At 45.0% G+C, this 24,346-nt stretch carries 16 protein-coding genes; 12 read left to right on the top strand and 4 right to left on the bottom strand.

Going from position 1 to position 24,346, the window contains the following annotated elements:
* Positions 1 to 144 precede the first annotated feature (144 nt).
* On the bottom strand, positions 145 to 2,868 hold the full coding sequence (gene acnA, locus VL121_RS08720; RefSeq protein ID WP_325404267.1) for an aconitate hydratase AcnA: 2,724 nt from the start codon (positions 2,866 to 2,868) through the stop codon (positions 145 to 147).
* Between the two features lie 120 nt (positions 2,869 to 2,988).
* Positions 2,989 to 11,739, bottom strand: a complete 8,751-nt coding sequence (locus tag VL121_RS08715) for a glycoside hydrolase family 94 protein (RefSeq protein ID WP_325404265.1) — start codon at positions 11,737 to 11,739, stop codon at positions 2,989 to 2,991.
* A 266-nt stretch (positions 11,740 to 12,005) separates the two neighbouring features.
* On the opposite strand from VL121_RS08715, the gene VL121_RS08710 reads away from it, so the two are divergent.
* The 6 genes from VL121_RS08710 (at position 12,006) to VL121_RS08685 (ending at position 16,632) form a co-directional block, all read left to right on the top strand.
* The gene (locus VL121_RS08710; protein WP_325404263.1) at positions 12,006 to 12,173 is read left to right on the top strand and encodes a hypothetical protein; all 168 of its coding nucleotides are present in this window, start codon (positions 12,006 to 12,008) and stop codon (positions 12,171 to 12,173) included.
* A 312-nt stretch (positions 12,174 to 12,485) separates the two neighbouring features.
* Positions 12,486 to 12,776 (top strand): hypothetical protein, encoded by a 291-nt coding sequence (locus VL121_RS08705; RefSeq protein ID WP_325404261.1) that lies wholly within the window; start codon positions 12,486 to 12,488, stop codon positions 12,774 to 12,776.
* A 60-nt stretch (positions 12,777 to 12,836) separates the two neighbouring features.
* A complete protein-coding gene (locus VL121_RS08700) occupies positions 12,837 to 15,245 on the top strand; it encodes a TonB-dependent receptor (protein WP_325404259.1) in 2,409 nt (802 codons plus the stop codon).
* 158 nt (positions 15,246 to 15,403) lie between these two features.
* Complete coding sequence (locus tag VL121_RS08695; protein ID WP_325404257.1) at positions 15,404 to 15,607, top strand: hypothetical protein; 204 nt, start codon at positions 15,404 to 15,406, stop codon at positions 15,605 to 15,607.
* A gap of 119 nt (positions 15,608 to 15,726) precedes the next feature.
* Positions 15,727 to 16,086: a SnoaL-like domain-containing protein gene (locus VL121_RS08690; protein WP_325404255.1), complete on the top strand. Its 360-nt coding sequence runs from the start codon at positions 15,727 to 15,729 to the stop codon at positions 16,084 to 16,086.
* Between the two features lie 75 nt (positions 16,087 to 16,161).
* Positions 16,162 to 16,632 (top strand): methyltransferase family protein, encoded by a 471-nt coding sequence (locus VL121_RS08685; protein ID WP_325404253.1) that lies wholly within the window; start codon positions 16,162 to 16,164, stop codon positions 16,630 to 16,632.
* 114 nt (positions 16,633 to 16,746) lie between these two features.
* On the opposite strand, the gene VL121_RS08680 is transcribed toward VL121_RS08685, so the two are convergent.
* Entirely contained in the window at positions 16,747 to 17,040 is a 294-nt protein-coding gene (locus VL121_RS08680) for a Dabb family protein (RefSeq protein WP_325404251.1), read from the bottom strand.
* A 46-nt stretch (positions 17,041 to 17,086) separates the two neighbouring features.
* A complete protein-coding gene (locus VL121_RS08675; protein ID WP_325404249.1) occupies positions 17,087 to 17,464 on the bottom strand; it encodes a transmembrane 220 family protein in 378 nt (125 codons plus the stop codon).
* A gap of 124 nt (positions 17,465 to 17,588) precedes the next feature.
* On the opposite strand from VL121_RS08675, the gene VL121_RS08670 reads away from it, so the two are divergent.
* The 6 genes from VL121_RS08670 to VL121_RS08645 all read left to right on the top strand — a co-directional run bounded on the left by VL121_RS08670 (position 17,589) and on the right by VL121_RS08645 (position 24,305).
* Complete coding sequence (locus tag VL121_RS08670; RefSeq protein WP_325404247.1) at positions 17,589 to 18,482, top strand: EboA domain-containing protein; 894 nt, start codon at positions 17,589 to 17,591, stop codon at positions 18,480 to 18,482.
* Positions 18,466 to 19,452: a TatD family hydrolase gene (locus tag VL121_RS08665; protein WP_325404244.1), complete on the top strand. Its 987-nt coding sequence runs from the start codon at positions 18,466 to 18,468 to the stop codon at positions 19,450 to 19,452. The genes VL121_RS08670 and VL121_RS08665 overlap by 17 nt, the downstream gene beginning before the upstream one ends.
* Before the next feature lie 10 nt (positions 19,453 to 19,462).
* Entirely contained in the window at positions 19,463 to 20,365 is a 903-nt protein-coding gene (eboC, locus tag VL121_RS08660; protein ID WP_325404242.1) for a UbiA-like protein EboC, read from the top strand.
* A gap of 84 nt (positions 20,366 to 20,449) precedes the next feature.
* On the top strand, positions 20,450 to 21,592 hold the full coding sequence (locus tag VL121_RS08655) for a 3-dehydroquinate synthase (RefSeq protein ID WP_325404240.1): 1,143 nt from the start codon (positions 20,450 to 20,452) through the stop codon (positions 21,590 to 21,592).
* 10 nt (positions 21,593 to 21,602) lie between these two features.
* The gene (gene eboE / locus VL121_RS08650) at positions 21,603 to 22,817 is read left to right on the top strand and encodes a metabolite traffic protein EboE (RefSeq protein ID WP_325404238.1); all 1,215 of its coding nucleotides are present in this window, start codon (positions 21,603 to 21,605) and stop codon (positions 22,815 to 22,817) included.
* 129 nt (positions 22,818 to 22,946) lie between these two features.
* Positions 22,947 to 24,305, top strand: a complete 1,359-nt coding sequence (locus VL121_RS08645) for an alkaline phosphatase family protein (RefSeq protein WP_325404236.1) — start codon at positions 22,947 to 22,949, stop codon at positions 24,303 to 24,305.
* Positions 24,306 to 24,346: the final 41 nt, after the last annotated feature.

The following is a 24,346-nucleotide window of genomic DNA, read 5'->3' as shown; positions in this document are numbered from 1 at the left end:
CGCAAAACCTGCAAAGGAAGTTTTTATACCCGCCGCCTGAAACAGGTATCACACAGAGTGGGCAGAGCTATAGACACAAAAAAAGATTTATGGTTTGGAGAAACTACAAACCATAAATCAAAAACTTCTCTGTGGTTCAGCGGTTTATTTCAAAAACCCTCTCAGCACATATTGCAGGATGCCACCATTCTCAAAATAGGCCACATCAATAGCGGAATCCAACCTTGCTTTTCCTTCAAATACTATTACTTCACCGGAATCTTTTTTTGCAGTAACTTTTATTTTTTTAAAGGGATACAGGTTCTCCGATATGCCTGTGATATCAAAGCTCTCTTTACCGGTTAAGCCCAGTGTTTCCGCGGTTTCTCCTTCGGGAAATTCCAAAGGCAAAATACCCATCCCTACTAAATTACTCCGGTGAATGCGCTCAAAACTTTCGGCTATCACTACTTTAACACCCAGCAGGCTTGGACCTTTTGCCGCCCAGTCTCTCGATGAACCGCTTCCATACTCTTTACCTGCCAGCACAATCAGCGGCGTTTTGTTTGCCGCGTATTTCATAGCCGTATCAAAAACAGTCAGTGTTTCGTTGGTTGGCAGGTAAGTTGAAAATCCACCCACCTTATCGGTAATCTTGTTTTTAATACGCACGTTGGCGAATGTGCCGCGCATCATTACTTCATGGTTTCCGCGGCGCGAGCCATAGGAGTTGAAATCTTTGCGGGCAACGCCTTTGCTCACTAAGTATTGTCCTGCTGCGGTTTGCTCACCAAAAGCGCCTGCAGGAGAAATATGATCTGTAGTAACCGAATCTCCCAAAAATAACAGTACACGCGCATCTTTAATGTCGGTTAGTTTTTCCGGAGCAGGACTGAGATTTTGAAAGAAAGGCGCTTCCTGGATATAGGTAGAATGATCATCCCAAACATATTTTGTACCCTCCGGCGCTACCAGGTTTTTCCAGTCTTCCTCTCCTTCAAAGATCACACTGTATACCTTTTCAAAGTCTTCTACACGCATACAGGCTTTTATCGTTTCATTAATTTCTTCCTGGGTAGGCCAAATATCTTTCAGGTAAACCGGCTCGCCGTTGGGATCATAATCCAAAGGGTCGTGCAGCAAATCAATATCCACACGTCCCACCAATGAAAAGGCTACTACCAGCATGGGCGACATTAAGAAATTCATTTTTACCTGGGAATGCACCCGCGCTTCAAAATTGCGGTTGCCCGATAATACAGATGCCACCACCATTTCACTTTTGTCAATAGCCTCGGCTATATGCGGAGGAAGCGGGCCACTGTTGCCAATGCAGGAAGTACAACCATAACCTACCGTATGGAATCGTAAGGCTTCCAGGTCTTCGGCTAACCCCGACCGTTGCAGGTAACTGGTTACTACTTTGGAACCTGGCGCCAGGCTTGTTTTAACCCACGACTTTGACCGCAGTCCTCTTTCAATGGCTTTCCTGGCTACCAGTCCGGCCCCCACCATTACTGTGGGGTTAGAAGTGTTGGTACAACTGGTAATGGCTGCAATAACAATACTTCCATCGCTTAGCACATATTCCTTGTTTTTTATTTTTATTCTTACCGATCTCAGGTTGCTTTCTTTTTCTACCGTAATGCCGGTATGCTCATGACGTGGCGAATACGAAAATTCAGTACCCGAACCGCCTTCCGCAAGCCAGGCATGTTCCTGGCGGCTGTGAAACGGAACATAGTCTCTTGAAAATTCGGTTTTAAGTACCTCTGTGAATTTGTCGTCTAATTCTTCTAATAATATTTTATCCTGCGGACGTTTTGGCCCGGCAACCGTAGGTTGCAAACTGCCCAGGTCTAATTCCAGTACATGAGAGTATTCAATGGCTTCTTTTCCTGTACGCCAGAGCATATTATCCTGGCAGTATCTTTTTACCAGGTCAATTTGCTGCTGGCTGCGCGCCGTACGCCTCATATAATCCAGGGTTTGATCATCTATCGGGAAATAGGTAACGGTGCAGCCAAATTCGGGCGACATATTGGAGATGGTTGCCCGGTCGGTAACTGTTAAATGATCAAGTCCGTCTCCAAATACTTCAACAAATTTTCCTACTACGCCATAATCGCGTAGTTGTTTGGTGATGGTAAGCACCATATCGGTTGCTGTGCATCCCTGTGGAATTTTGCCCGTTAATTTTAAACCTACTACCTGCGGGCAGGAAAAATAAATCGGTTGCCCCAGCATAGCGGCTTCGGCTTCAATACCGCCCACACCCCAGGCCAGCACGCCAATACCGTTTACCATAGGTGTGTGCGAATCGGTTCCTACCAGTGTATCCGGGAAGGTCCAGCCGTCTCTTTCAATAACACCTTTGGCTAAGTATTCTAAGTTTACCTGGTGGCAAATGCCCATGCCGGGAGGTACAACAGTAAAATTATCCAATCCCTTCTGTGCCCATTTTAAAAGTTTATAGCGTTCGGCATTACGTTCGTATTCGAGGGCCACATTACTTTTATACGAATAATCCGTACCAAAAAAATCAACCTGTACCGAGTGGTCAATTACAAGGTCTACCGGTATGGCGGGGTTAATGCGGGAACCATCACCCCCTTTCCGGATCATTTCGGCACGCAGGGAAGCAATGTCTACCACAGCCGGTACGCCTGTAAAATCCTGCATCAGCACACGGGCCGGTTTAAAAGGAATGTCCTTATCCGATCCGGCGGCATTCCATTCGGTTAAGGTATGCAGGTGCTCATCAGTAATGGCAAAGCCATCGTGGTTGCGGAGTATGTTTTCCAGTAATATCCTGATAGAAAAAGGAAGGCGGTGGATGTTTTTTCCTTCCTGCTGAAGTTTTGTAAGAGAAGCGATTTTATTATTCATGATTTTAAAATTATCTGTTCTATAGAAGGCTTAATGTAAGCAATTTTTTTGAGATACGGTATTATGCTCAGGTTTCAGGTCTCAGGTTTCAGGTTGCATAGGTAATATAATTTGTACCCTCTAACCTGTACGCTGTACCTGCAAGCTCCCTGTCACTACCTCCACGGTATGCTCTCCGCCATCATTCAGCAAGGGAAGGAAATTGTTTTCACAAATCCTGCCATCTGTTATGATCTGGTTTTCACCTGTGCCGGTTGTATTAATATGTATGTTGTACAAGGTGTCCATATATTTATAGCGAACAGTAAATGAAGTCCATGCAGGCGGTGTGCAGGGATCAAAGTAAAGCTGTGTACCTTTTTGTTTTATGCCTAAAAATGATTCCAGTATCAGTTGGTACATCCATGCGGCCGAGCCGGTATACCAGGTCCATCCGCCCTGCCCGAGGTGCGATGGTTCAAAGTAAACATCGGCGGCAATTACATAGGGTTCCACTTTGTAGGTGGCTATCGCTTCGGCGCTGCTGCCACGGTTAACCGGGTTAATCATTTGTAACAAGTTCCACCCCTGTTCTTTGTCTTTTAAAGCCATCAAAGCCATTATAAACCATATAGCCGCATGGGTATACTGTCCGCCGTTTTCGCGTACTCCCGGAACGTATCCTTTAATATAACCGGGGTTAAGCGATGATGAATCAAAAGGCGGATTCAATAATTGTATCAGCCCTGCATCTTTCCGTACCAGGTATTTGCTTGCCGATTGCATGGCTGTTGCTGTTCTTTGGGCATCACCGGCCTGCGACAGTACACTCCAGCTTTGTGCAATAGAATCAATGCTGGCTTCTTCGTTTTGCGATGAACCCAAGGGCGTGCCGTCATCAAAATAAGCGCGGCGGTACCACTGGCCGTCCCAGCCATGAAGCGCTATGTTTTTACGCAGGGCTGCAGCCTGTTCCCGGCATATTTGCTCAAAGGCTGTATCGCCCTGTTTTGCTGCAATTGCATTAAACCGGTTCAGGGTATCGTACAGAAAAAAAGCGAGCCAAACGCTTTCTCCCTTTCCCTTTTCACCTACTTTATCCATGCCGTCATTCCAGTCGCCCGACCCGATTAATGGCAGCCCGTGTTCGCCAAAATGGAGCGCTCTTTCTATGGCTTTTTTACAATGGATGTACAAGCTGGCTGTTTGATGAGTGTGCGAAGGAAGATCATAATAGGATGCTTCTCCTTCATTCAGCGGCCGGCCCTCTATAAAGCCTACCACTTCCTCCAATATTTCCGTATCGCCGGTATGTGCTGTATATTTTGCAGTTACATAGGGCAGCCATAAATAGTCGTCCGAGCAGGTGGTGCGAACACCCCGTCCCGAAGGCGGATGCCACCAGTGCTGTACATCTCCTTCTTTAAACTGCCTGGAGGCGTTCAGTAAGATTTGCGCTCTTGAAATATCGGGCCTGGTATAGAGGAGCGATAAAATATCCTGCAATTGATCTCTGAAGCCAAAATCCCCACCCGATTGATAATACCCGCTTCTGCCCCATATTCTGGAGGCCAGTGTTTGATAGTTAAGCCATCCGTTGGTAAGGATGTTTAAGGCGGCATCGGGTGTGTACACCTGTATGGTTCCCAGGGTGCGCTGCCAGAAATGCTGTACTTTATCTAAAGCCTGGTGAACATTAGCGTGTGTTTTAAATTGTTCTGTAATATGCAGTGCATCGGCATGCGATTTTGCGGCGCCCAGCTTAAATATAATTTCGTGCGACTCTCCACCGGCTAAGTCAATAGTAATTTGAATGGCAGCGCAAGGATCAAGGGCCGGTCCTGATTTCCCTGAAAGCCTCACTTTGTTCATTGCTGCGGGATTGCGGGAGGATCCGTTACGGCCAAGAAATTCTTTCCTGTCGCAGGTATACGATTCCAGCATCCGGCCGGCATCAAAAAATGCTACACGGCCGGCAAATTCGGTGTTGTAGTCATTGCGTGCAAAGAGGGTTCCGGTATCTCCTTCTGCAGTAGTAACAATATGCATTTGTGTTTTTGGGCGAAATTCTCCCAGTACCCATTCCACATATCCCGTAACCGACAGTTTACGCTGCCTGCCCGACCGGTTTTGTATATTGAGCATGGTAAACTTAACAGCGTTATCAAGATCAACGAACACGGTCATCTCGGAATAGATGCCATCTTCGCTGTGCTCGAAAATGCTATAGCCAAAGCCATGCCTGGTGATATAGGGCGTTTTGCTCCTGGCGGGCAATGGCGCGGGCGACCAGAATTTCCCGCTTTCTTCGTCACGCAGGTAATAACATTCTCCTTCCAGGTCGCTTACGGGATTATTATTCCAGGGTGTGATCCTGAACTCATGTGCATTTTCTAACCAGGTATAGGCCTGTCCGCTTTCCGATATAATACTTCCAAAACCGGCGTTGGCAACTACATTACACCATGGCGCAGGCGTTACCTTACCGGGTTCCGTTAGGATGATATATTCTCTTCCATTTTCCGAAAAGCCCCCGGTACCGTTAAAGAACTGCAGGTTTTCGGGCAGGGTAACCGCCGTGGGAGTAGAGGGATAGAATTTAACCGGGGTAAAATAAGGAATCACATTCTTTATTTTTACATTACGGTTTAACTGTTCTTCTAAGGAGCCGAATTTGTCGGACAACACCACGCGTGCTACCGTTTGAAACAGGATACGGTCTTCGTTGGAGAGCTGATCTGCGGAGCGTATAAAAACACCACCGGGGTCTTCATTAATTTGTGCTCCCACAAGCGGCACTACAAGCGACATGATCTGGTTTTGTAATGTATGCCTGTAGCTGCCATGATCTTCATTCCATATCACCAGGTCAACAATCATTCCTTTTAAACGCCAGTAAGCATGCGCCTGGATCATTTGTTTTACCAGTTCAATATTGTTTACATCCTCAATCTTCACCAGCACAATAGGCAGGTCGCCTGAAATGGAATGGCTCCACAGGCTCGATTGTCCGCGGTTATTGCGGGATATAAGGTCAGGCGCGCCGCGGAATGCGGGGTCGGTATAAATTACCGCGCTGGCCAGCTTTGCATATAATTGCGCGTCCGCTTCCGTGGCATTGATCTGGCGCAGCACAATCTGGCTGTGCGTCCATGATAATTCAAAGCCACGGTCTACCAGAAATTTATCCTGGTATTTTCCTATCATGTCCATACAGCCCTCTTTTGTTTCCGCGATGCCGGTAATCATATCTATTACCGCGGTTTGCTGCGGCGCAATTTCTATACGGTACTGAATGGAAACAATAGGATCAAGTACGGAACCTTCGGTAAAGGAAAGCGGCGGGGTTTGTTGCATACACAACGGCTGATGAATGGTATTACCTCTTCCTGTAAATTTTGTTCTGTCTGTTTCATAAGCTATACTTTGTACAACCGCATGGTGTACTTTCATTAAATGAAACATGGAAGGCGGCTGCTCATCCTGCGAACGGGCGCGGCGCGTACATATAATGGCATGGCTTTCCTGCAGCAGGGCGGTTTGCACAAACAGGTTACTGAATGCAGGATGCGCGGCGTCTGCACCCATAGGCGCCAGCACCACTTCGGCATAGCTGGTTACCTCAATTATCTTTTTTTTGCGCGACCGGTTGGTAAGATGTAATCTTCTCAGTTCCACATCATCTTCGGGCGATACCACAATTTCGGTATGGGCTTCAATGGCAAAATCGCGCCGGCGAAACTCCGCCCGTCCCTGCGAGAATACGGCTTCATAATGATCGCCGTTCTGTAACGCGGGCTGGTAAGCGCATGACCAGTATTCATTATTCTCAAGGTCTCTTATAAAACAGAAATTTCCCCAGTTATCGCATGTGCTGTCTTCGCGCCAGCGGGTTACGGCAATATTTTTCCACCTGCTGTAACCGCCGCCTGCATTAGATACCATAACGTGATACCTGCCGTTGGAAAGCAGTTGTATTTCGGGATTGGCGGTTTGAGGCGTATTGATGATGCGCATGTAAGCGTCATCTTCTTTATTAATTACACCTGCATCTGCAATATGAATTCCGGGGGCGGTTAATGCCGTAACGCGGGGTATGCGTTCCTGTAATAACAACAGTGTTGCCTGGAACTGTACGTCCGATATAAAGCGCTTCTGCATGGGCTGGTTAAGCAGCAAATGCGAAAGGGCAAGTAATGACATACCCTGGTGGTGTATCATAAAAGATTGAATAATAACATGCTCCTGTCCCCTCGGCAAACGGGAAGGCGTGTAATCTATTGCTTCATAAAAACCATAGGTGCCGGTGAAACCCTTTTTTGCCATGAGCTGAAGATTGTCACATGCTTCTTCGGGCATTACCATGAGGGCCATAACAGCCGAATAGGGCGATATAACCAGCTCTTCTCCCAGTCCGCGTTTGAAGCCCGTTCCGGGCACGCCAAAAGCTTTGTACTGGTAGTTCATGGCAGAGTCTATCATATTATATCCCGATTCCGAAATACCCCAGGGCACATCCCTCTTGTTGCCGTAATCAATTTGTTTTTGTACTACGGCTTTTTGAGTTTGATCCAGCAATGTATTTTCATATGATGGCATTACCAGGTCGGGCATAAGGTATTCAAACATAGAGCCGCTCCAGGAAAGCAGTGCCGGCGCTGAGCCAAAACTGGTGAGCTGTCTTCCCAGCGCGAACCAGCTCTCCTGAGGCAATTTTCCCTGGGCTATGGCCACAAAGTTTCCAAGCCTTGCTTCAGAGGCCAGCAGGTCATAATAACTGTTATCGCGCCGGTGTTCTTCGGCATTGTAGCCAATGGCCAGCAGGTGTTGCGTTTTGCTGTATAAGAAATCATATTCCACATCCGAAAAGTCATCGCACTGCTCCGCAAGGTATTCTATGTTCTGTATTCTTTCTTTGGCGCGCCTGGAAGATTGAATGATATGAGATACCAGCATGTCGAGCCAGTCATTTTCTGCCGGCGTGTTGGATAACCGGTAAAAGGATTTTACTTCAGGAAGAAACGCTGTTTGTATGCTGGATAATTGCCTTAGGGTGGGTATGTAATCCATATCATCAATAATATGGTTAAATGCCGGAGACGGAGGTTGCAGTAATAACCAGGGAGCGAGGGTAATTAAGTCGCCGGTGATATCATTCAACTGTACGCCCAGTAATGCCACCCATTCGCTGGTTTTATTACCGGCTTCTTTTTTGCCGTTTTCGTATTCGCGAACAATAATGTGATACTTGCTTTTAAGATGCTCCATTATAACCATTACCTGCCGGAGCGATTGCGGAGGGTTGATTTGCGCGGCTTCTATTTCTTTTTTTAGCTCCTGCACCGCAATATCCTTTTCGTCTTTTTCGAGCAATACCGCTACCGTGTCTAACAAGCCTGCAAGTATACGGGCAGAAAAAATCCTGCTTTCTTTTAAGTGCAGTAAACCCTGCTTTAAGGTAATAACATGGCCTATGAAATTGCCGCTGTCAACGGTTGAAATATATCTTGGCTGCAAACAGGAAAGCGTTATGGTGTCGTACCAGTTGTACAAATGCCCTTTATATTTTTCCAGCGCCTGCACCGTATGAAATGTGCGTGTGGTTCGGTCAATCAGTCTCCCTGCCGATAAATAGCCAAAATCATAAGCGGTGAGATTTGCCAGCAAAGACAAACCGATATTGGTGGGAGAGGTGCGGTGGGCAATTTTTGGACCCGGTTGTTTTTGATAATTATCCGGGGGAAGCCAGTTGTCTTCATCGGTAACAAACTTTTCAAAGAAAGCCCATATTCGCCGCGACAATTTGTGAAGAAAAACGATTTGGTCCCTGCTAAGTGCGGCCCGCCTGGGTTTACGGGGCATACTGATCAGGTAGGCAATGCCCGGGGAAAGCATCCAGCTTATTAATAAAGGGAGATCAATTATAGCGGCCAGCGCGTCTGTGTAAAATAAATACATTAATATACCTGTTGCAAAAACAGGCGCTGTCCACATGGCTATATAGTTGTCAAAAAGTGTTTTTGGAGCGGAGCGAATGGAATTGCCGGATGGATTCCATTGCAGTAAATTTCGTTTTGAAATAAAGATGCGCCAGGCTGTGCGTACAATAGCATGCATATTAACGAAGGCTTCATAAGGAAGAAACAGAAGCTCAGGCAGATGGCGGAGGAGTGTATCTTTTGCAGACTGCGTCATGAACACAAGATGCGGGTAGATGCCTATGTCTTTTGGCTTGTTCAATAGGTCCCATAATAATTTAATTAAGGAAGGGATAAGAATAATACCGGTTACGGCAATACTCCAGAAGCTGCCGGAAGAGAACAGCCATCCGTATAGTAACAGCAATAGGAGGCTGGGTGCTACCAGGCTCCGGCGGATATTGTCGAATATTTTCCAGTGTGATAAAGCGCTCAGCGGATTTCTCCTGTAGCGCTTATCGGGTGCAGGTACCAGGGGGAACAGCCATCTCAGTATCTGCCAGTCGCCGCGTATCCAGCGCTGCCGCCGCTGCATATCGGCATAGTAGCTCGGCGGGTACGCTTCATACAACTGCACATCGCTTAAGAAACCCGAACGGGCATAACAGCCTTCTACCAGGTCGTGACTAAGAATTCGGTTTTCGGGAAACCTGCCACTGAGCGATGCCGTAAATGTATCTATTTCATAAATGCCTTTTCCAATAAAAGAGCCTTCACTGAAGAGGTCCTGGTACACGTCAGATGTCATCCGGGTGTAAGGGTCAATGCCGGGTTCGTTGCCGTGTATGCGGGCATACCAGGAGGATCTTGGCCCGGGGAGACTGTTTGACACCCGGGGTTGTAAAATCGTGTATCCTTCCGTTACTCTTTTTTTCCCGGAGCAGTACACCGCTTTATTAAGCGGATGCGCCAGTGATGCTGTCATTTTCCATGCGGCTTCCCTGGGTAATTTGGTATCTGTATCGAGTGTAATTATATATTTAATTCCGGGAAACAGGGTTTGATCAGCCACCACCAATGAAAAATTTTCACTTTGCTCACCCCGCAGCAGGGCGTTCAGCTCTTTGAGTTTACCCCGCTTGCGTTCATGCCCCATCCATACGCCTTCTTTTTCATTCCATTTACGCGGGCGATGGAAGAGCATGAAAATATCGTTGGCGGCTCTTCCGTATCGTTCATTAAGCGCGGTGATCTTGTTTTTGGCGTATGCAAGCAGCGCTTCATCTTCCGGAAGGGTTTCTGTTGCCGCGTCTTTAAAATCCGTAAGTAATGCAAAGTGCAGGTGATCATCGCGGTTAGCTACATACCGCACTTCCAGCGCTTCCACCAGGCTATCGGCTGCATCTGTGCTGGTAAGCAGGGTTGGTATAACAATAAGGGTACTGCATTCCTGCGGTATGCCTGATGAAAAATCCATTCTAGGCAATGGGTTGGGATGAGTAAGCAGCGTGGTGATCCAGTTAAAAAGTGCTATAGCCGGCTGACTGACAGCAATGGCGCAAATAAGCAGCAAGACTCCGTATTGCCAGGTTTGCAGGCTTTCATTGATATGGTATGCCAGTATGCTTAAAAAAAAGAATGTAAGGGATGTAATGCCCAGCAGGTAATAAAATAATGGAATTGCAGCAAGATGATTGCGCAGCTTTTGGGCGAAAGGCATATTTACCTTTGCTATTTTTTCAACCTGGCTTACCCCTTTATCTACCAGGTAATATCCTACATGCCGCTTCCGGCCATTTTCCGGGCTAAGCTGTGCCAGCCGTATCGCTATTTTTGCCACTTCTTCTTCAGACAGGGCGCTGTACTTGGATGTTTTTTCAACTACATGCCGGTAATGATCTCTTGTATAGAAATCCATTTTTCCATACACCGCGTCCGGGTCTTCATTCAGTATTTTTTCAACAATGCTTTCTGCTTCAACAAAATTCCGCCAGTCGGCGCTGTTTAAAAAACGCAGGCTGCTGATGCTGTTGCTTACGGAAACCTGTCTTGCCGCCTGTTTCTGATTTTCAATATGTACCAGTTCGGCGCCGGTTAGCGACATGTCTGAAACAAATTGCTCAATCCAGCTCAGGGGCAGGCTAAGCGAGGCGCCCCTGCCCTGTAGTTTTCTGGTAAGCTCCGCTACAAACGCGCCTTCTGCCGGCGGCTTTGACCTGGCCATATCGGCAATCACCACTACCAGGTTTTTGGGATCTTTGTCGAGTATTTCCAGCATTTGGTCTGCCCAGTAATCGGCCAAATTTTTATGCAGGATGTCTAAAGCTATTTCGGTGGATAAACGGCGGAGATTTTCGATGAGTGCAAGGCGAAGCATAATAGGGATGGCCCATAATTCTCCTAACTGAAGCGGTGTTACAGACTGGTAAGCATTAATAAAACCCGACAGGCTTTCGGTATCTACCCTGCCATCGCTATGGGAGATCAGCTCTACCACTATATCGTATACCCGGGGCAACCCTTTTGAAGCGCCGTTGGCAAGCTGGGGTAATCCTTTACTATAGCCTTTGGGCAGGTGTTTTTTGCCGGTGTTTACCTGTTCTTCAATAAGATAAAAATTATCTAAAAGCCATTCGCCTGCAGGCGCAATGCGAATATTAGATTTTACCGTTTCCGTTAGCAGGCTGTATATTTCCATCAGCAGGCTTTCGTTTTCTCCTAACCGTTTCAGCATCTTTTCGGAAGGTTCAGCCCTGGTTAAAATGTGTTTGCCTGCCAGGTTTTTGGCATGGTTTTCCATTTGCTGCATGGAAAAGAGCTCGGAACGCAGGGGAGGCTTTTCATTCGCATACCTGTGAAAAAGATTATCTGAAAATAAGGGTGCAATAATCGTTTTTTTGAGTACCGAAATAGCTTGCGGAAGGAGTTCGGAAAATACATCTTTGCTTTGCTTTTCTTTATTTTGAATTTTCATTTTCGGATATAAATTTATTTAACAGCGCCAAACACCCGCATCATTTGTCTTAATCAGCCAATAATCATGCCTCCGCTACTTATAACCAAACCCTGTAAATTTGTTGCACTACCCAATGCATGCAGTTACCCCGGTGCGTATGAAAAACAGTAAAGGATATTAACCTGTGAAGTATGCGGAATGAACGGAATGATAATACAAAAAACCGGATAAAAAAAATATACTTACGTAATCCCCCGTTGTGATAGTCTGCGGCTTTATACATAATGAATGACCGCAGGTTCGTTGTGGAATTTTTTCCTCAGCGCAGCTTTAATAAAATGAATGATGGAGAATTTGCCGGGATAATCAGGGGGGTGCCATCTCATACAGAGGTAAAGGAAGTTTCCTGGGGCGATGGCAGTAAAATGAAAGCAGCAGAAAATGAAAAATAATTTCCGGTTGGTAACAGAGGAATGGAATCAACTTTCATTCATCTTCTGCTGCAATTCAGGCTTTGTCAGTAGGTATTGGATATTAATGTTTCTCTCAGGTATTGGATCAGGGATTAGGAATTTTAAACAGGATCTGGATTTGTGATGCAAAGAAACGTGAATAAGATGTGTAAAAAAATAGTGTATTATATGATTGTAATGTAAAATCTTTTTATAGATGCCTGTAGTTTCGTTACTACGATACGGGAAAATTACTAAGAAAACGGGATGGCAACCGGTACGCCGGAACCGCGAAACCATGGGAGCTAAAAGATGAAATCCTTATCCACACTAGGTTCTGTTGAAATAGTAGATGACATAATGTACTCCTTAACACAGGGGAAAGTACGTGTGAGCGATCAGTCGTCAGCAATCAGCCATAAACCAAAAGCTACTAACGATGGGTTCGGTATTCTTTTTTACAAGACACTTACCACTTACCACTTCTCTCTTCTCCCTTCTCTCTCCCTCACTGCATCCGGCTTCGAATTTCCTCATTACGTAACCATTTTTCCTTTTACCGTAAACGATGTGGCAGGACTGAAAATATCTTTGCTGCATTGAAAAAAGGCTTGCCGGTTGAAACGGGTATAGTATCTCATCTCATCATTTAAAAAGATTACAGTGAAAGGAAAAGCTACAAATTTTTGGACTAAAGGATTAATAATCATATGTTTTTGTTGTGCGGCGGTATTGGTTGCCTATGCCAGCGATGAATATAATGGGCGCATACAAGGGAAAGTAACTACTTCAGATGGTAAACCGGCCGCCTGGGTTACTGTTCAGATCAAAAACTTAGCAGTTGCCACTTTAACCGATGAAGAAGGCTTTTTTATTATTAAAAATATAAAGCCGGGGCAATATATTATTAGTGTTTCTTATGCCGGGCTGGAAACCCAGGAAAAACAGGTGAATGTTGGGGAAGACAGGGCAGTGGAATTACAAATTACTTTTAAAGAAACGGCTAAGCAGTTAAATGAAATTGTTATAGAAGGCAGAAGAAGCCCTAACCTCCAACCGGTTTCAGTAGGAAAACTGCCTGTTGCGCCAATAGATCTGCCACAAAGTATAGCGGTAATAGGGCAGGCGGTTATCAGGAACCAGCAGGCTCAGCGCCTGAGCGATGTAATCAGAAACGTGAACGGCGTTTACCTGTCTACTACAAGAGCCAGTACCCAGGAAACCTTTTCAGCGCGCGGCTATCGGTTTTCTAACGATAATATGTATAAGAATGGTGCAAGAGTAAATTCAGGCACAATGCCGGAAATAAGTTCTCTTGAAAAAGTAGAAGTACTGAAGGGAAGCGCCGCTATTTTATATGGTAGCGTGGCGCCCGGGGGAATCGTTAACATGATTACCAAGCAGCCAAAGTTTGAATTTGGAGGAGAAGTTTCTATGCGGGCGGGAAGTTATGACTTATACAAACCCGCGTTTGACATATATGGACCGGTATCATCGAAGGTAGCCGTGCGCCTTAACGGCACTTACGAAAATGCAGGTAGCTATCGCGATAAAGTGCATTCTGAACGATACTATATTAATCCGTCTGTATTATTTAATTTGAACAAAAGAACCAGTTTGCTGGTGCAGGCCGATTACCTGAATCATGAGTTTACGCCTGATTTCGGAATTGGCTCTTTAGACAATACTATTATTGCCGATTTGCCCCGTTCCACTTTCCAGGGCGTTTCATGGCAATACAATAAAGCCAACCAGGCAACGGCAACCGCTACGTTAAAACACCAGTTCAGCGATGCATGGAACCTTAACCTCACAGGCTTTTACCAGTTGTATCAAAGAGATTACTACTCAATTGAAAGAGTACAGGCTGCTGCAAATGGCGACTGGGTTCGTCCGCTCAATAAAATTGAGTCGAAAGAAAATTATTATTTAGGGCAGGCAGATATTACAGGGAAATTCAAAACCGGCGAAATAGATCATACCCTGCTGGTGGGTGTGGATGCGGATAAGTATTTTACTTCCAGCTATACCTTCAATAATCCTAAAACCTACGACACTATTAATATACTGGATCATTCAAAATATATACAGCGCACCGGTATCCCGGATGCTGCAAAAATAACAAGGGTACAAACACCCGTTAATCGTTTTGGGGCATATGTGCAGGATTTGATCAGCATTTCAAATCAATTAAAATTGCTGGCAGGTGTTCGCTGGTCATATCAAAATTCGCAGGCTGCAACAACCACTTACCTGGCAAAAGACAGTACGGTAAAAGGCAGCGGAAAAAGCGACCAGGCCTTTTCACCCAGGTTTGGCATAGTGTACAAGCCACTTTCCCATACCGCTGTTTTTGCAAGCTATAGTAATTCTTTTTCTGTAAACAGCGGAACCGATGTGTTTGGCAATGCGCTTTCTCCTTCCCTTATTGATCAGTTTGAACTGGGGGTAAAGAATGATTTCTTCAAAGGATTACTATCACTCAATGTTACCGCTTACCGTATTATCAACAATAACCTGGCGCAAACAGCGCAGTTTGAAGCCGATGGCGTTACGCCTAATAATAATACTGCATTAAAAGAACTGGCAGGGCAAACCACCAGCGATGGTATTGAAGTAGACATCACCGGTCATCCTGCAAAAGGACTGGATATTATAGCCGGGTACAGCTATAACAATATGCGTTACACAAAAACCCCCGATACAAAAGGAAGCTATGTAGAAGGGGAAAGATTGGTTAACACGCCTGCCCATACCACCAATGCAAGTTTTTTTTACAGCTTTGATAACCGCTTAAAGGGGTTTAAAATAGGAGCATCTGTATTTTATGTTGGTAAACGCTATGCCGGGTGGAACAATACACAGCAGCAAACGCAACATTATTCCAGGTTAATACCCGTGGATGGATTTACCACTATTGATCTTTCGGCAGGTTATTCCTTTAAGAAAATTTCCCTGCTGGCAAAGGTTTCCAATTTTACCAATACCTATAATTATTATGTACACGAAAACTATAGTATCAATCCTATACCGCCCCGGCAGTTTATAGCTACGGTATCATACAGGTTTTAATATAATATATTACTGCAAATGCAGGGAAGCTGCCGGGAAACCGGTGGCTTTTTTACATTTTATAGCAGCTTGTTCGGTAATGGGGAAAAATGATTGCTATTACCTGCGAAAAAAATATTTACTAACTTTCGTCAATCGGCAAAATTAAATAGTGCTCTATGTGTAAGGAAACACTTCAAAAAGATATTTCCTCAAAAAAGCCACCTGCCTCCCCGGTAGAAGCGGATAAGGATTTTATAGGGGAAATGACAGACCGGATCAATAACCCGGCTGGTATTGACAATGAAACGGAAGCGGAAAAGAAAATGCAGATTGATGAACAGGAATCTGATGGATCGGCCAATGCATTTGAAACCAAATAATATAATTATTTTTATAGTGGCTTTTGGCCTGTGGATAGAGTGAGCTCAAAACGCTGTACGTCTCCAACCGGGAAACTGATCTTTGAACGATTTGCAAAAAAAATCTTAAAAATACAATCATGACAACACAACAAATTGCTTCGCGGCTGGCTGAACTTTGCCGTAAAGGCGAGTTTGAAACGGCACAAAAAGAATTGTTCTCAAAAGATGTGGTAAGTATTGAGCCTTATGCTACTCCCGGATTTGAAAAAGAAACAAAAGGGTTGCCGGCGGTCATTAAAAAGGGGCACCAGTTTGAGGCGATGGTTGAAAAAACACATGGTATTACCCTGTCGGAGCCTTTAGTGGCGGGCAATGCCATTGCTTTTGTATTGGATATGGATATTACCATGAAGGGGCAGGATCGGTCAAACATGAGTGAATTGTGCGTTTACCAGGTAAAGGATGGCAAAATAGTGTCGGAGGCGTTTTTCATGTAAGGATCCATCACGGCAAGCGTGTGTGCATAGTAGCCATTATTTATGAGGCAATATGCCTAAAGTAAAATCGAAACCATGTCAAAACATGATCACCCCGGGGTATACATCCCGCCACCATTAATTTATCTGGCATTTTTCTTTTTGTCTGTTTTGTTGCAGAAATGGCTGCCACTTAACAGCGATTTTTTACAGGGCGCTGTAGTGAAAGCCACAGGCTGGATAGTGATTGCTGCCGGAGCCTTGCTTGTATTGCCTGCCGTGTGGAAATTTTTTGTGTCAAAGAATACGGTAATGACCATGAAACCTGCCAGTTCCCTGCAAACTACAGGCATTTATAATTTTACCCGTAATCCTATGTATTTGGGATTGCTGCTGCTGTACTGCGGCATAGCTGTTTTTAAAGGCAACTGGTGGACCTTTATTATAATACCCCTGCTTATAACGACTGTTCAGTTATATGTAATAAAGAAAGAAGAGCATTACCTGCAGCGAGCTTTCGGTAATAAATACCTGCAGTATAAAAAGAAAGTGAGAAGATGGATTTGATAGGCGTGAGGCTAAATGTATGTTTTCGGCTTATGTTTCTAATCCTATTATTTTTTTTGTTCGTATTACGTATTAGGTGAGAACACACTAAAACCGGTTGGTGATAAGCGCCGGCTATGCATACAGCTCATAATCTGTTTCTAAAAAATCTTCTACTCCCGTTATCCAGTACTGTTGAATAAATGCAGTATGTGTGGGATGGTTATTGTATGTTTCATAGGCTTCCCGATCTGAAAACTCCATTGATAAACCGAAATCAAACCTGTTCTTTTTACTGGTTTGCCTCAGCCTTTCAAAATGTTGTACGCCGGGTATCTTTACCAAATGCAAAGTGGCATCTAAAAATGCCTTTTCTTCCGGAGATCCCTTTGGGTATTTTAATGTAAATGCTACGGTATGACGGATCATGAATTCAGGTTTGTGAAATTGATTAAGTTGATGGGGCGTTTTATATTTAATGTACCTGGTAACTCACTAATAAATTAATCAGCAACGCACCGGTAATGATAAGCAATCCAAAGCATTCCCTTGTATTTTCAATATAGGGTTTGGTAGCCTGCATGGTTGCAGCAATATTTTGTCTTTTGTATTTGGTTATCCAGTCCCAAACACCATCTTTTTTAAAGAAAAGTATAATAGCATATATTAAATAAAAGCCCATAACAGGCATGTAAATAAGCGGATAATAATATTTGAAAGCTGCCAAACCGCACAAAATGGCTGCTGTTAAATAAATACTAACCCAAAGCCATGCATCTTTGTCGTTCATATTCACCCAGGCAAACCATAGGAATGCAATGAGGAAAATAATATTTAATACAGATAAAAGCATAATAATACAGGAATATAGTGTAAAGAATAGCTTAGTTGTAAATTTACATGCAATTTAAGTTTATTAATACTTACTTAGCTTTACAAATTAATGAATATAAAGCAGCAGGCTAAAAGATATAATTATGTTGAAATATCAGGCTGAAGTTTTAAAGACATTGTTTTCAGCAGTAGTCAGACAAAATGTAACCCCGGAGGTTTGGAGCTGGCTTAATGAAAAAGTTGCACCCGCAAATAATAGCCAGTCATTTAATATCGCTTTTGTGTCGGTTCCCCGCAGAACGGGTAAGGCGGTTATTGCTTTAACAAATGAGCAGGTGGCGGCCATTGGTGAAGCCGGTGCAGGTTCAACCATTACCGGGTGGACGATTGATCGTTTGTGCAGGGTATGGTTGCTGGCGAACGCAAACCATACTGAAGAGGAAAAGTATGCGCGAACGGTTGAAACTTTATTTTTAACGGCCGAAGTTAATGAGCTGGTGGCCCTCTATTCGGCGTTGCCTGTTCTGTGGTATCCCGAACGATGGACTAAACGCTGCGCCGAAGGCATCCGCAGCAATATCGGGGCTGCGCTGGAAGCCATTATGTGTAACAATCCTTACCCGGCTGCATACTTAGATGAATCCGCATGGAATCAATTGATATTGAAAGCGTTTTTTACCGAAAAGCCGGTGGAGCAGATCATTGGAATAGATGCGCGGGCCAATGAGGACCTGGCTAAAACCTTATCTGATTACGCGCATGAAAGATGGGCGGCCCACCGCCCGGTGAATCCGCAAATATGGCGTTGCACCGGCAAATTCATCAACGCAGATATTTTTCCGGATATGGAACGGCTGTTTACTTCGGAACACGATTTCGACAGGGAGGCTGCTGCACTTGCCTGCAGCGATAGTCATTATCCTCCCGCGCAGGAATTATTAAATAAAAATCAGTATATAAAATCTGCCATTACCTCCGGGCAACTGAGCTGGAATGTGCTGGCGGAAAAAATGAAAAATTATGTGTTGCAGTCATAACATTACAGAGAAAGACCTTCAGCCGGCAGTACAGGACAAATCTTACCTTGATCGTATAAAAGGGATGCGATTTTTTGATCCGCATATTCACATGGTCTCACGTACAACAGATGATTATGAGGCGATGGCGGATGCCGGCATAGCGGCCATTATTGAACCCGCCTTCTGGCTGGGTCAGCCCCGTACAGGCATAGATACGTTTCGAGATTATTACAGCAGCCTTATCGGTTGGGAGCGCTTTCGTTCTTCCCAGTTTGGTATTAAACATTATTGTACCATCGGTTTAAATTCGCGCGAAGCCAATAACGAAGCGCTGGCGGAACAGGTGATGGAGATATTGCCTTTATTTATCTATAAAGAAGGTGTAGTGGGTGTGGGAGAAATTGGTTTTGACGATCAAACACCTGCGGAAGAAAAGTATTATCGCCTGCAGCTTGACCTGGCAAAAGAAGCCGGGCTACCTGTGCAGATACATACGCCGCACCGCGATAAAAAAAGAGGCACCTCACGCAGTATGGATATAGCCCTGGAGCATGGGCTCGATCCGGCTATGGTTATTGTAGACCATAACAATGAGGAAACCATGAAAGAAGTGTTAGACAGGGGCTTCTGGGCGGCTTTCACCATATACCCGTTTACTAAAATGGGTAATGAGCGCATGGTGGATATTGTTAAACAATATGGCACGGAGCGCATTATGATCAATTCGGCAGCCGACTGGGGTATCAGCGATCCGCTGGCAGTGCCTAAAACCGCCGCGCTTATGAAGGATATGGGAATCAGTGATGCAGATATCCGTATGGTTACTTATCAGAACGCGATCACCGCTTTTGCGCAAAGCGGACAAATTGATGAAGCGGATTTTACTACTGTAAAAAATATAGATCAAAGCCTGAAGTTTAGCGGCAATACGATTCTTAGAGGAGGACAGCAACCACGGACTGATAAAAACTCCATCATTATACGATAGCGTGAACCTTATGAAGAAGCTGATTGGGTTTTTGCGTTTAATGCGGCCGGCAAATATTGTTACCGCTGTTTCAGATATACTGGCGGGCATTGCTATTGCTGTTTATGCGGGCAATAACGTCATTTCGTATCAATGGCAGCCTGTTGTTTTGCTCATCATATCCACTGCAGGATTGTATGGCGGTGGTGTGGTTTTAAATGATGTGTTTGATGCGGAATTAGATAAAGTGGAACGACCTGAAAGGGCTATTCCCAGTGGATTGATTTCAAGAAATACTGCCGCTTTACTGGGTGTTGTATTACTGTTAGCGGGCGTTGCCGCCGCGGCTGCTGTACATACATCCGGCTGGTTTTCTTCATCCGCACTTATAGCCATAATTATTGCTGTTTGCGCGGTGATATACGACAAATGGATGAAGCATAACCGCTTTCTGGGGCCGCTCAATATGGGCATTTGCCGTGGATTGAATTTATTATTGGGCATGAGTATGCTTCCCGCAGTTTTGCCACAGTATGGCTATTTAGCTATAGTGCCGGTAATTTATATAGCCGCCATTACAATGATCAGCAGGGGAGAAGTGCATGGCGGAAAAAAAAACACGCTGTATGGCGCTGTATTGCTGTACTGCATTGTTATAGCCAGTATTTTAACCATTGGCTTTGTCAATAACTATATGTGGTATGCATTAGCTTTTGTGGTGTTATTCAGTGCTATGATCTTTCCTCCTTTGCAAAAAGCCGTCCGCAACCCCGCTGGTCCGTTAATTGGCAAAGCCGTAAAGGCGGGTGTAATTGCGTTAATTGTAATGAATGCCGCGTGGGCTGCCGCATTTGGTATGATTTATTTTGCACTGCTGATTGTATTGCTTTTGCCGGTTTCGCTGCTGCTGGGGAAACTATTTGCTGTTACCTGATGGCAATGATTTGTTAATAACGTATTTTTACCGCTTTAAAATGGCTTAATATCCTGTTTCCGTACTATTTTAGCAAACATTGAGATGGATCATATAGAGCAAACATTCAGCGTACGATTTGCGTACAAAGTTTTTTTTACCAATCACTTATTTTCACCAGATAATTCTCTTTTTCACGATTTTTTAAAAGAAACGGTAACAGGTGTTCCGAAGAAGCTATTCTTTGTAATTGACGCCGGTGTTATTGCGCATCATCCCGGCCTGCAGGAACAAGTCAGAAACTATTTTGCGCGTATACCCGGTTATACACTGGTACAAAACATGATGGTTATTGCAGGTGGTGAGCAGGTGAAGAATACGGAAGCAGCGTTTTACGAAATTGTACGGGCTGTGGATGCGTATGGTATAGACAGGCATTCTTATGTGGTGGCCATTGGCGGCGGCGCTGTACTCGACCTGGCAGGTTATGCGGCAGCCGTATCACACAGGGGCATCAGGCATATTCGGGTACCCACTACCGTGCTTTCCCAAAACGATTCGGGTGTGGGTGTAAAAAACGGTATCAATTTCCAGGGAAAGAAAAATTTCCTGGGAACCTTTGTTCCCCCGGTTGCTGTTTTCAACGATTATGTTTTTCTAACTACATTAAGTAAGGAAGAGTGGCGTTCAGGCATGTCGGAGGCGGTGAAAGTATCGCTCATTAAAGACCGGGTCTTCTTTGAATGGTTAAAAGCAAATGCCGCGCTTTTGGCAGATAGAAATATGGAGGCCATGCAATACCTTGTTAAAAGATGCGCTGCATTGCACCTGCAGCATATTGCAGGCGGCGATCCTTTTGAAATGGGTTCTTCGCGTCCGCTGGATTTCGGACACTGGAGCGCCCATAAGGTGGAACAGCTTTCTGGTTTTACCATTCGGCACGGCGAAGCGGTGGCCATGGGCATCGCGCTCGACAGCGCCTATTCGTTTTTGTCGGGAAGACTGGAAGAGGCGGATGCTAAGACTATTGTTGCGGTATTAAAAGCGCTTGGATTTTCGGTTACTCACCCCCTGATGGATATACAAAATGAAGAAAGCCCGGTATTGAAAGGGTTGCATGAGTTCAGGGAACATTTGGGCGGACAACTAACGATTATGTTACTTGAATCTATCGGCAGGGGCGTTGAGGTACATGAGCTGGATACCGTGCTGTTGCAGGAAGCCAGCCAATGGGTGAAATCATGTTAAACAAATCAGTATGCGAACACAACACGGACAGCTTACCTATTGCAGTAATATTCATGCCGGCGAAAGCTGGGAAGATCATTTCAAACAGTTGCAGGAACATATCCCTCCTGTAAAAAAACAGGTATCGCCCGGCAAAGCTTTTGGTATAGGGCTGCGCCTGTCGAACATAGCAAGTATTGAACTGATAAAAGAAAAGAACCTTCAGATATTTCAGCAGTGGCTGCGCGATAATGACTGCTATGTATTTACTATGAACGGATTTCCCTATGGGGGCTTCCACCGTGCGGTTGTAAAAGATAAAGTACATGCACCGGACTGGACTACCCCTGAACGGGAAGCCTATACGATCAGGCTGGCCCATATATTAGCGGCGCTATTGCCCGATGGTATGGACGGGGGAATTTCCACCTCTCCTTTAACCTACAGGTTCTGGCACACGAACGAACAGTTGCCCGGTATTTTTGAAAAGTCAACGCTTCATTTATTAGGAGTGCTGGATCAGTTAATTCAAATAAAACAAGCTACCGGAAAATCAATACATATTGATATTGAACCCGAACCGGATGGGTTATTGGGAGAAGGGAAAGAATTTATAGAATGGTATACGCAATACCTGCTGCCCTACGGGATACCGCATATTGCCGGGCTTTTTGGATGCAGTGATAATATGGCTGCTTCGCATATAAAGGAGCATATCCAGCTTTGCTATGATGTATGCCATTTTGCCATTTGTTATGAAGATCATGCCGCCATGATTAGGCAATTACAGGAGCTTGGTATTAAAACAGGTAAGATACAGATCAGCGCTGCGTTGAAAGCGGCATTGCCTGCCGGTAAGGAAGATAGGAATCCTGTAATTGAAGCTTTTGCCCGCTTTAATGAACCCACTTACCTGCACCAGGTGGTGGCTTTGCAGCAAAACGGGCAGTTGAAAAGATATGCCGATATGCCCGATGCGTTGCAGGATGCGGATAATGCTTCCGTAACCGAATGGCGGGCGCATTTCCATGTACCGCTTTTTGTGGAAAGGTATGGATTGCTGCAGTCCACCAGGCAGGATATTGAAAAAGTGCTGTCTGTTCACCGGCAGCAGCCATTTACTTCACATCTTGAAATAGAAACCTATACCTGGGAAGTATTACCGGAAGAGCAGAAGCTTCCGCTTACCGAATCTATAATAAGAGAAATGCAATGGGTGATGGGATTGCTGGGAAGAGAGAAGTGAGAGAGCTAAGAGGCAAGAGGTGAGAGAAGTAAGAGAAGTGCACCAGGCTTATCGTTAGTAGTTTTTCCTGAACCTTGAACCCTGTAACTTCCAACACCCTGATACCTGACACCTCAAACCTGTTTCATCATGCATAAAACCGTTGTAATAGATATTGTTGGATTGTCTGCTAACCTAATAGGAGCGCATACGCCATTTATTAAAAAATATGCCGGCAGCAGGCAAGTACAAACCATTTCGCCCATGTTGCCGGCGGTAACCACAGCAGTGCAGTCTACCTATATTACGGGCAAGTGGCCCGGGGAGCATGGTATTGTGGGCAACGGATGGTACGACCGTACGGATTGTGAAATAAAATTCTGGAAGCAGTCCAACAAATTGGTGCAGGCGGAAAAGATATGGGACAGGGCAAAGCAGGTTGATCCGTCATTTACCACATCTAAAATGTTCTGGTGGTATAATATGTATTCCAGTGCAGATTACGCGGTAACGCCACGCCCTAATTACCTGGCAGACGGACGAAAAATGCCGGATTGTTATTCGCATCCTGCAACGCTGAGAGATGAGCTGCAGAAAGCACTGGGTCAGTTTCCGCTGTTTAGCTTCTGGGGGCCAGGTGCCAATATCAAATCTACCCAATGGATTGCCGATGCTACCATTTTTACAGATAAAAAATACAACCCCACCCTTACGCTGGTGTACCTGCCGCACCTGGATTATTGTTTACAAAAATATGGTCCCGATCTTTCCAAAATAAGCACGCATTTAAATGAAATTGATAAGGTTGTTGAACAGTTGGTGGAATATTATGCGGCTAAAAATACCAGGATTGTACTCTTGTCCGAATATGGTATAACGCCCGTCAATAACCCCATTCATATCAACCGGCTGTTGCGTGAAAAAGGACTACTGGGTATAAGAATAGAACGGGGATTGGAACTGTTAGATGCAGGTGCTTCCCGGGCCTTTGCCGTTGCCGATCACCAGGTAGCGCATATTTATATTAACGACCCTTCGGTAGCAGAACAGGTAAAAGAAATCGTATCCGGCTTGCCGGGAGTGGCGCTGGTACTGGATCGCGAAGCGCAAAAAGCATACCATACAGATCATGAACGGGCGGGCGATATGGTGCTGATAGCGGATGACAAAAGCTGGTTCACCTATTATTTCTGGCTCAATGATGCTGTGGCGCCCGACTATGCAAGGGCGGTAGACATTCATAAAAAACCGGGTTATGATCCCGTGGAATTATTTATGACGTCCAAAGCCCGGGCAGGGTATAAGCTGTTACGTAAAAAAGCGGGATTCCGCTATGTGATGGATGTTATTCCTTTGGATGCCACATTGGTAAAAGGCTCGCATGGCAGCACGTTCACGGATTCCTCTTTTCATCCTGTGCTGATCACTGACCAGCCTGCGGGGAAGAATGAATTATTGGCAACAGATGTGTATGATATTATCTGGCGGCAGCTTACGGGGGAAGAGTGAGAGGCAAGAGGTAAGAGAACTAAAATTAATTTGCTGCCGGT

Source organism: Agriterribacter sp. (genome assembly GCF_035497235.1).
Lineage (GTDB): Bacteria > Bacteroidota > Bacteroidia > Chitinophagales > Chitinophagaceae > Agriterribacter.
Note: the sequence above shows the minus strand (reverse complement) of the source record. Positions and strands in the feature narration are given on the sequence as shown.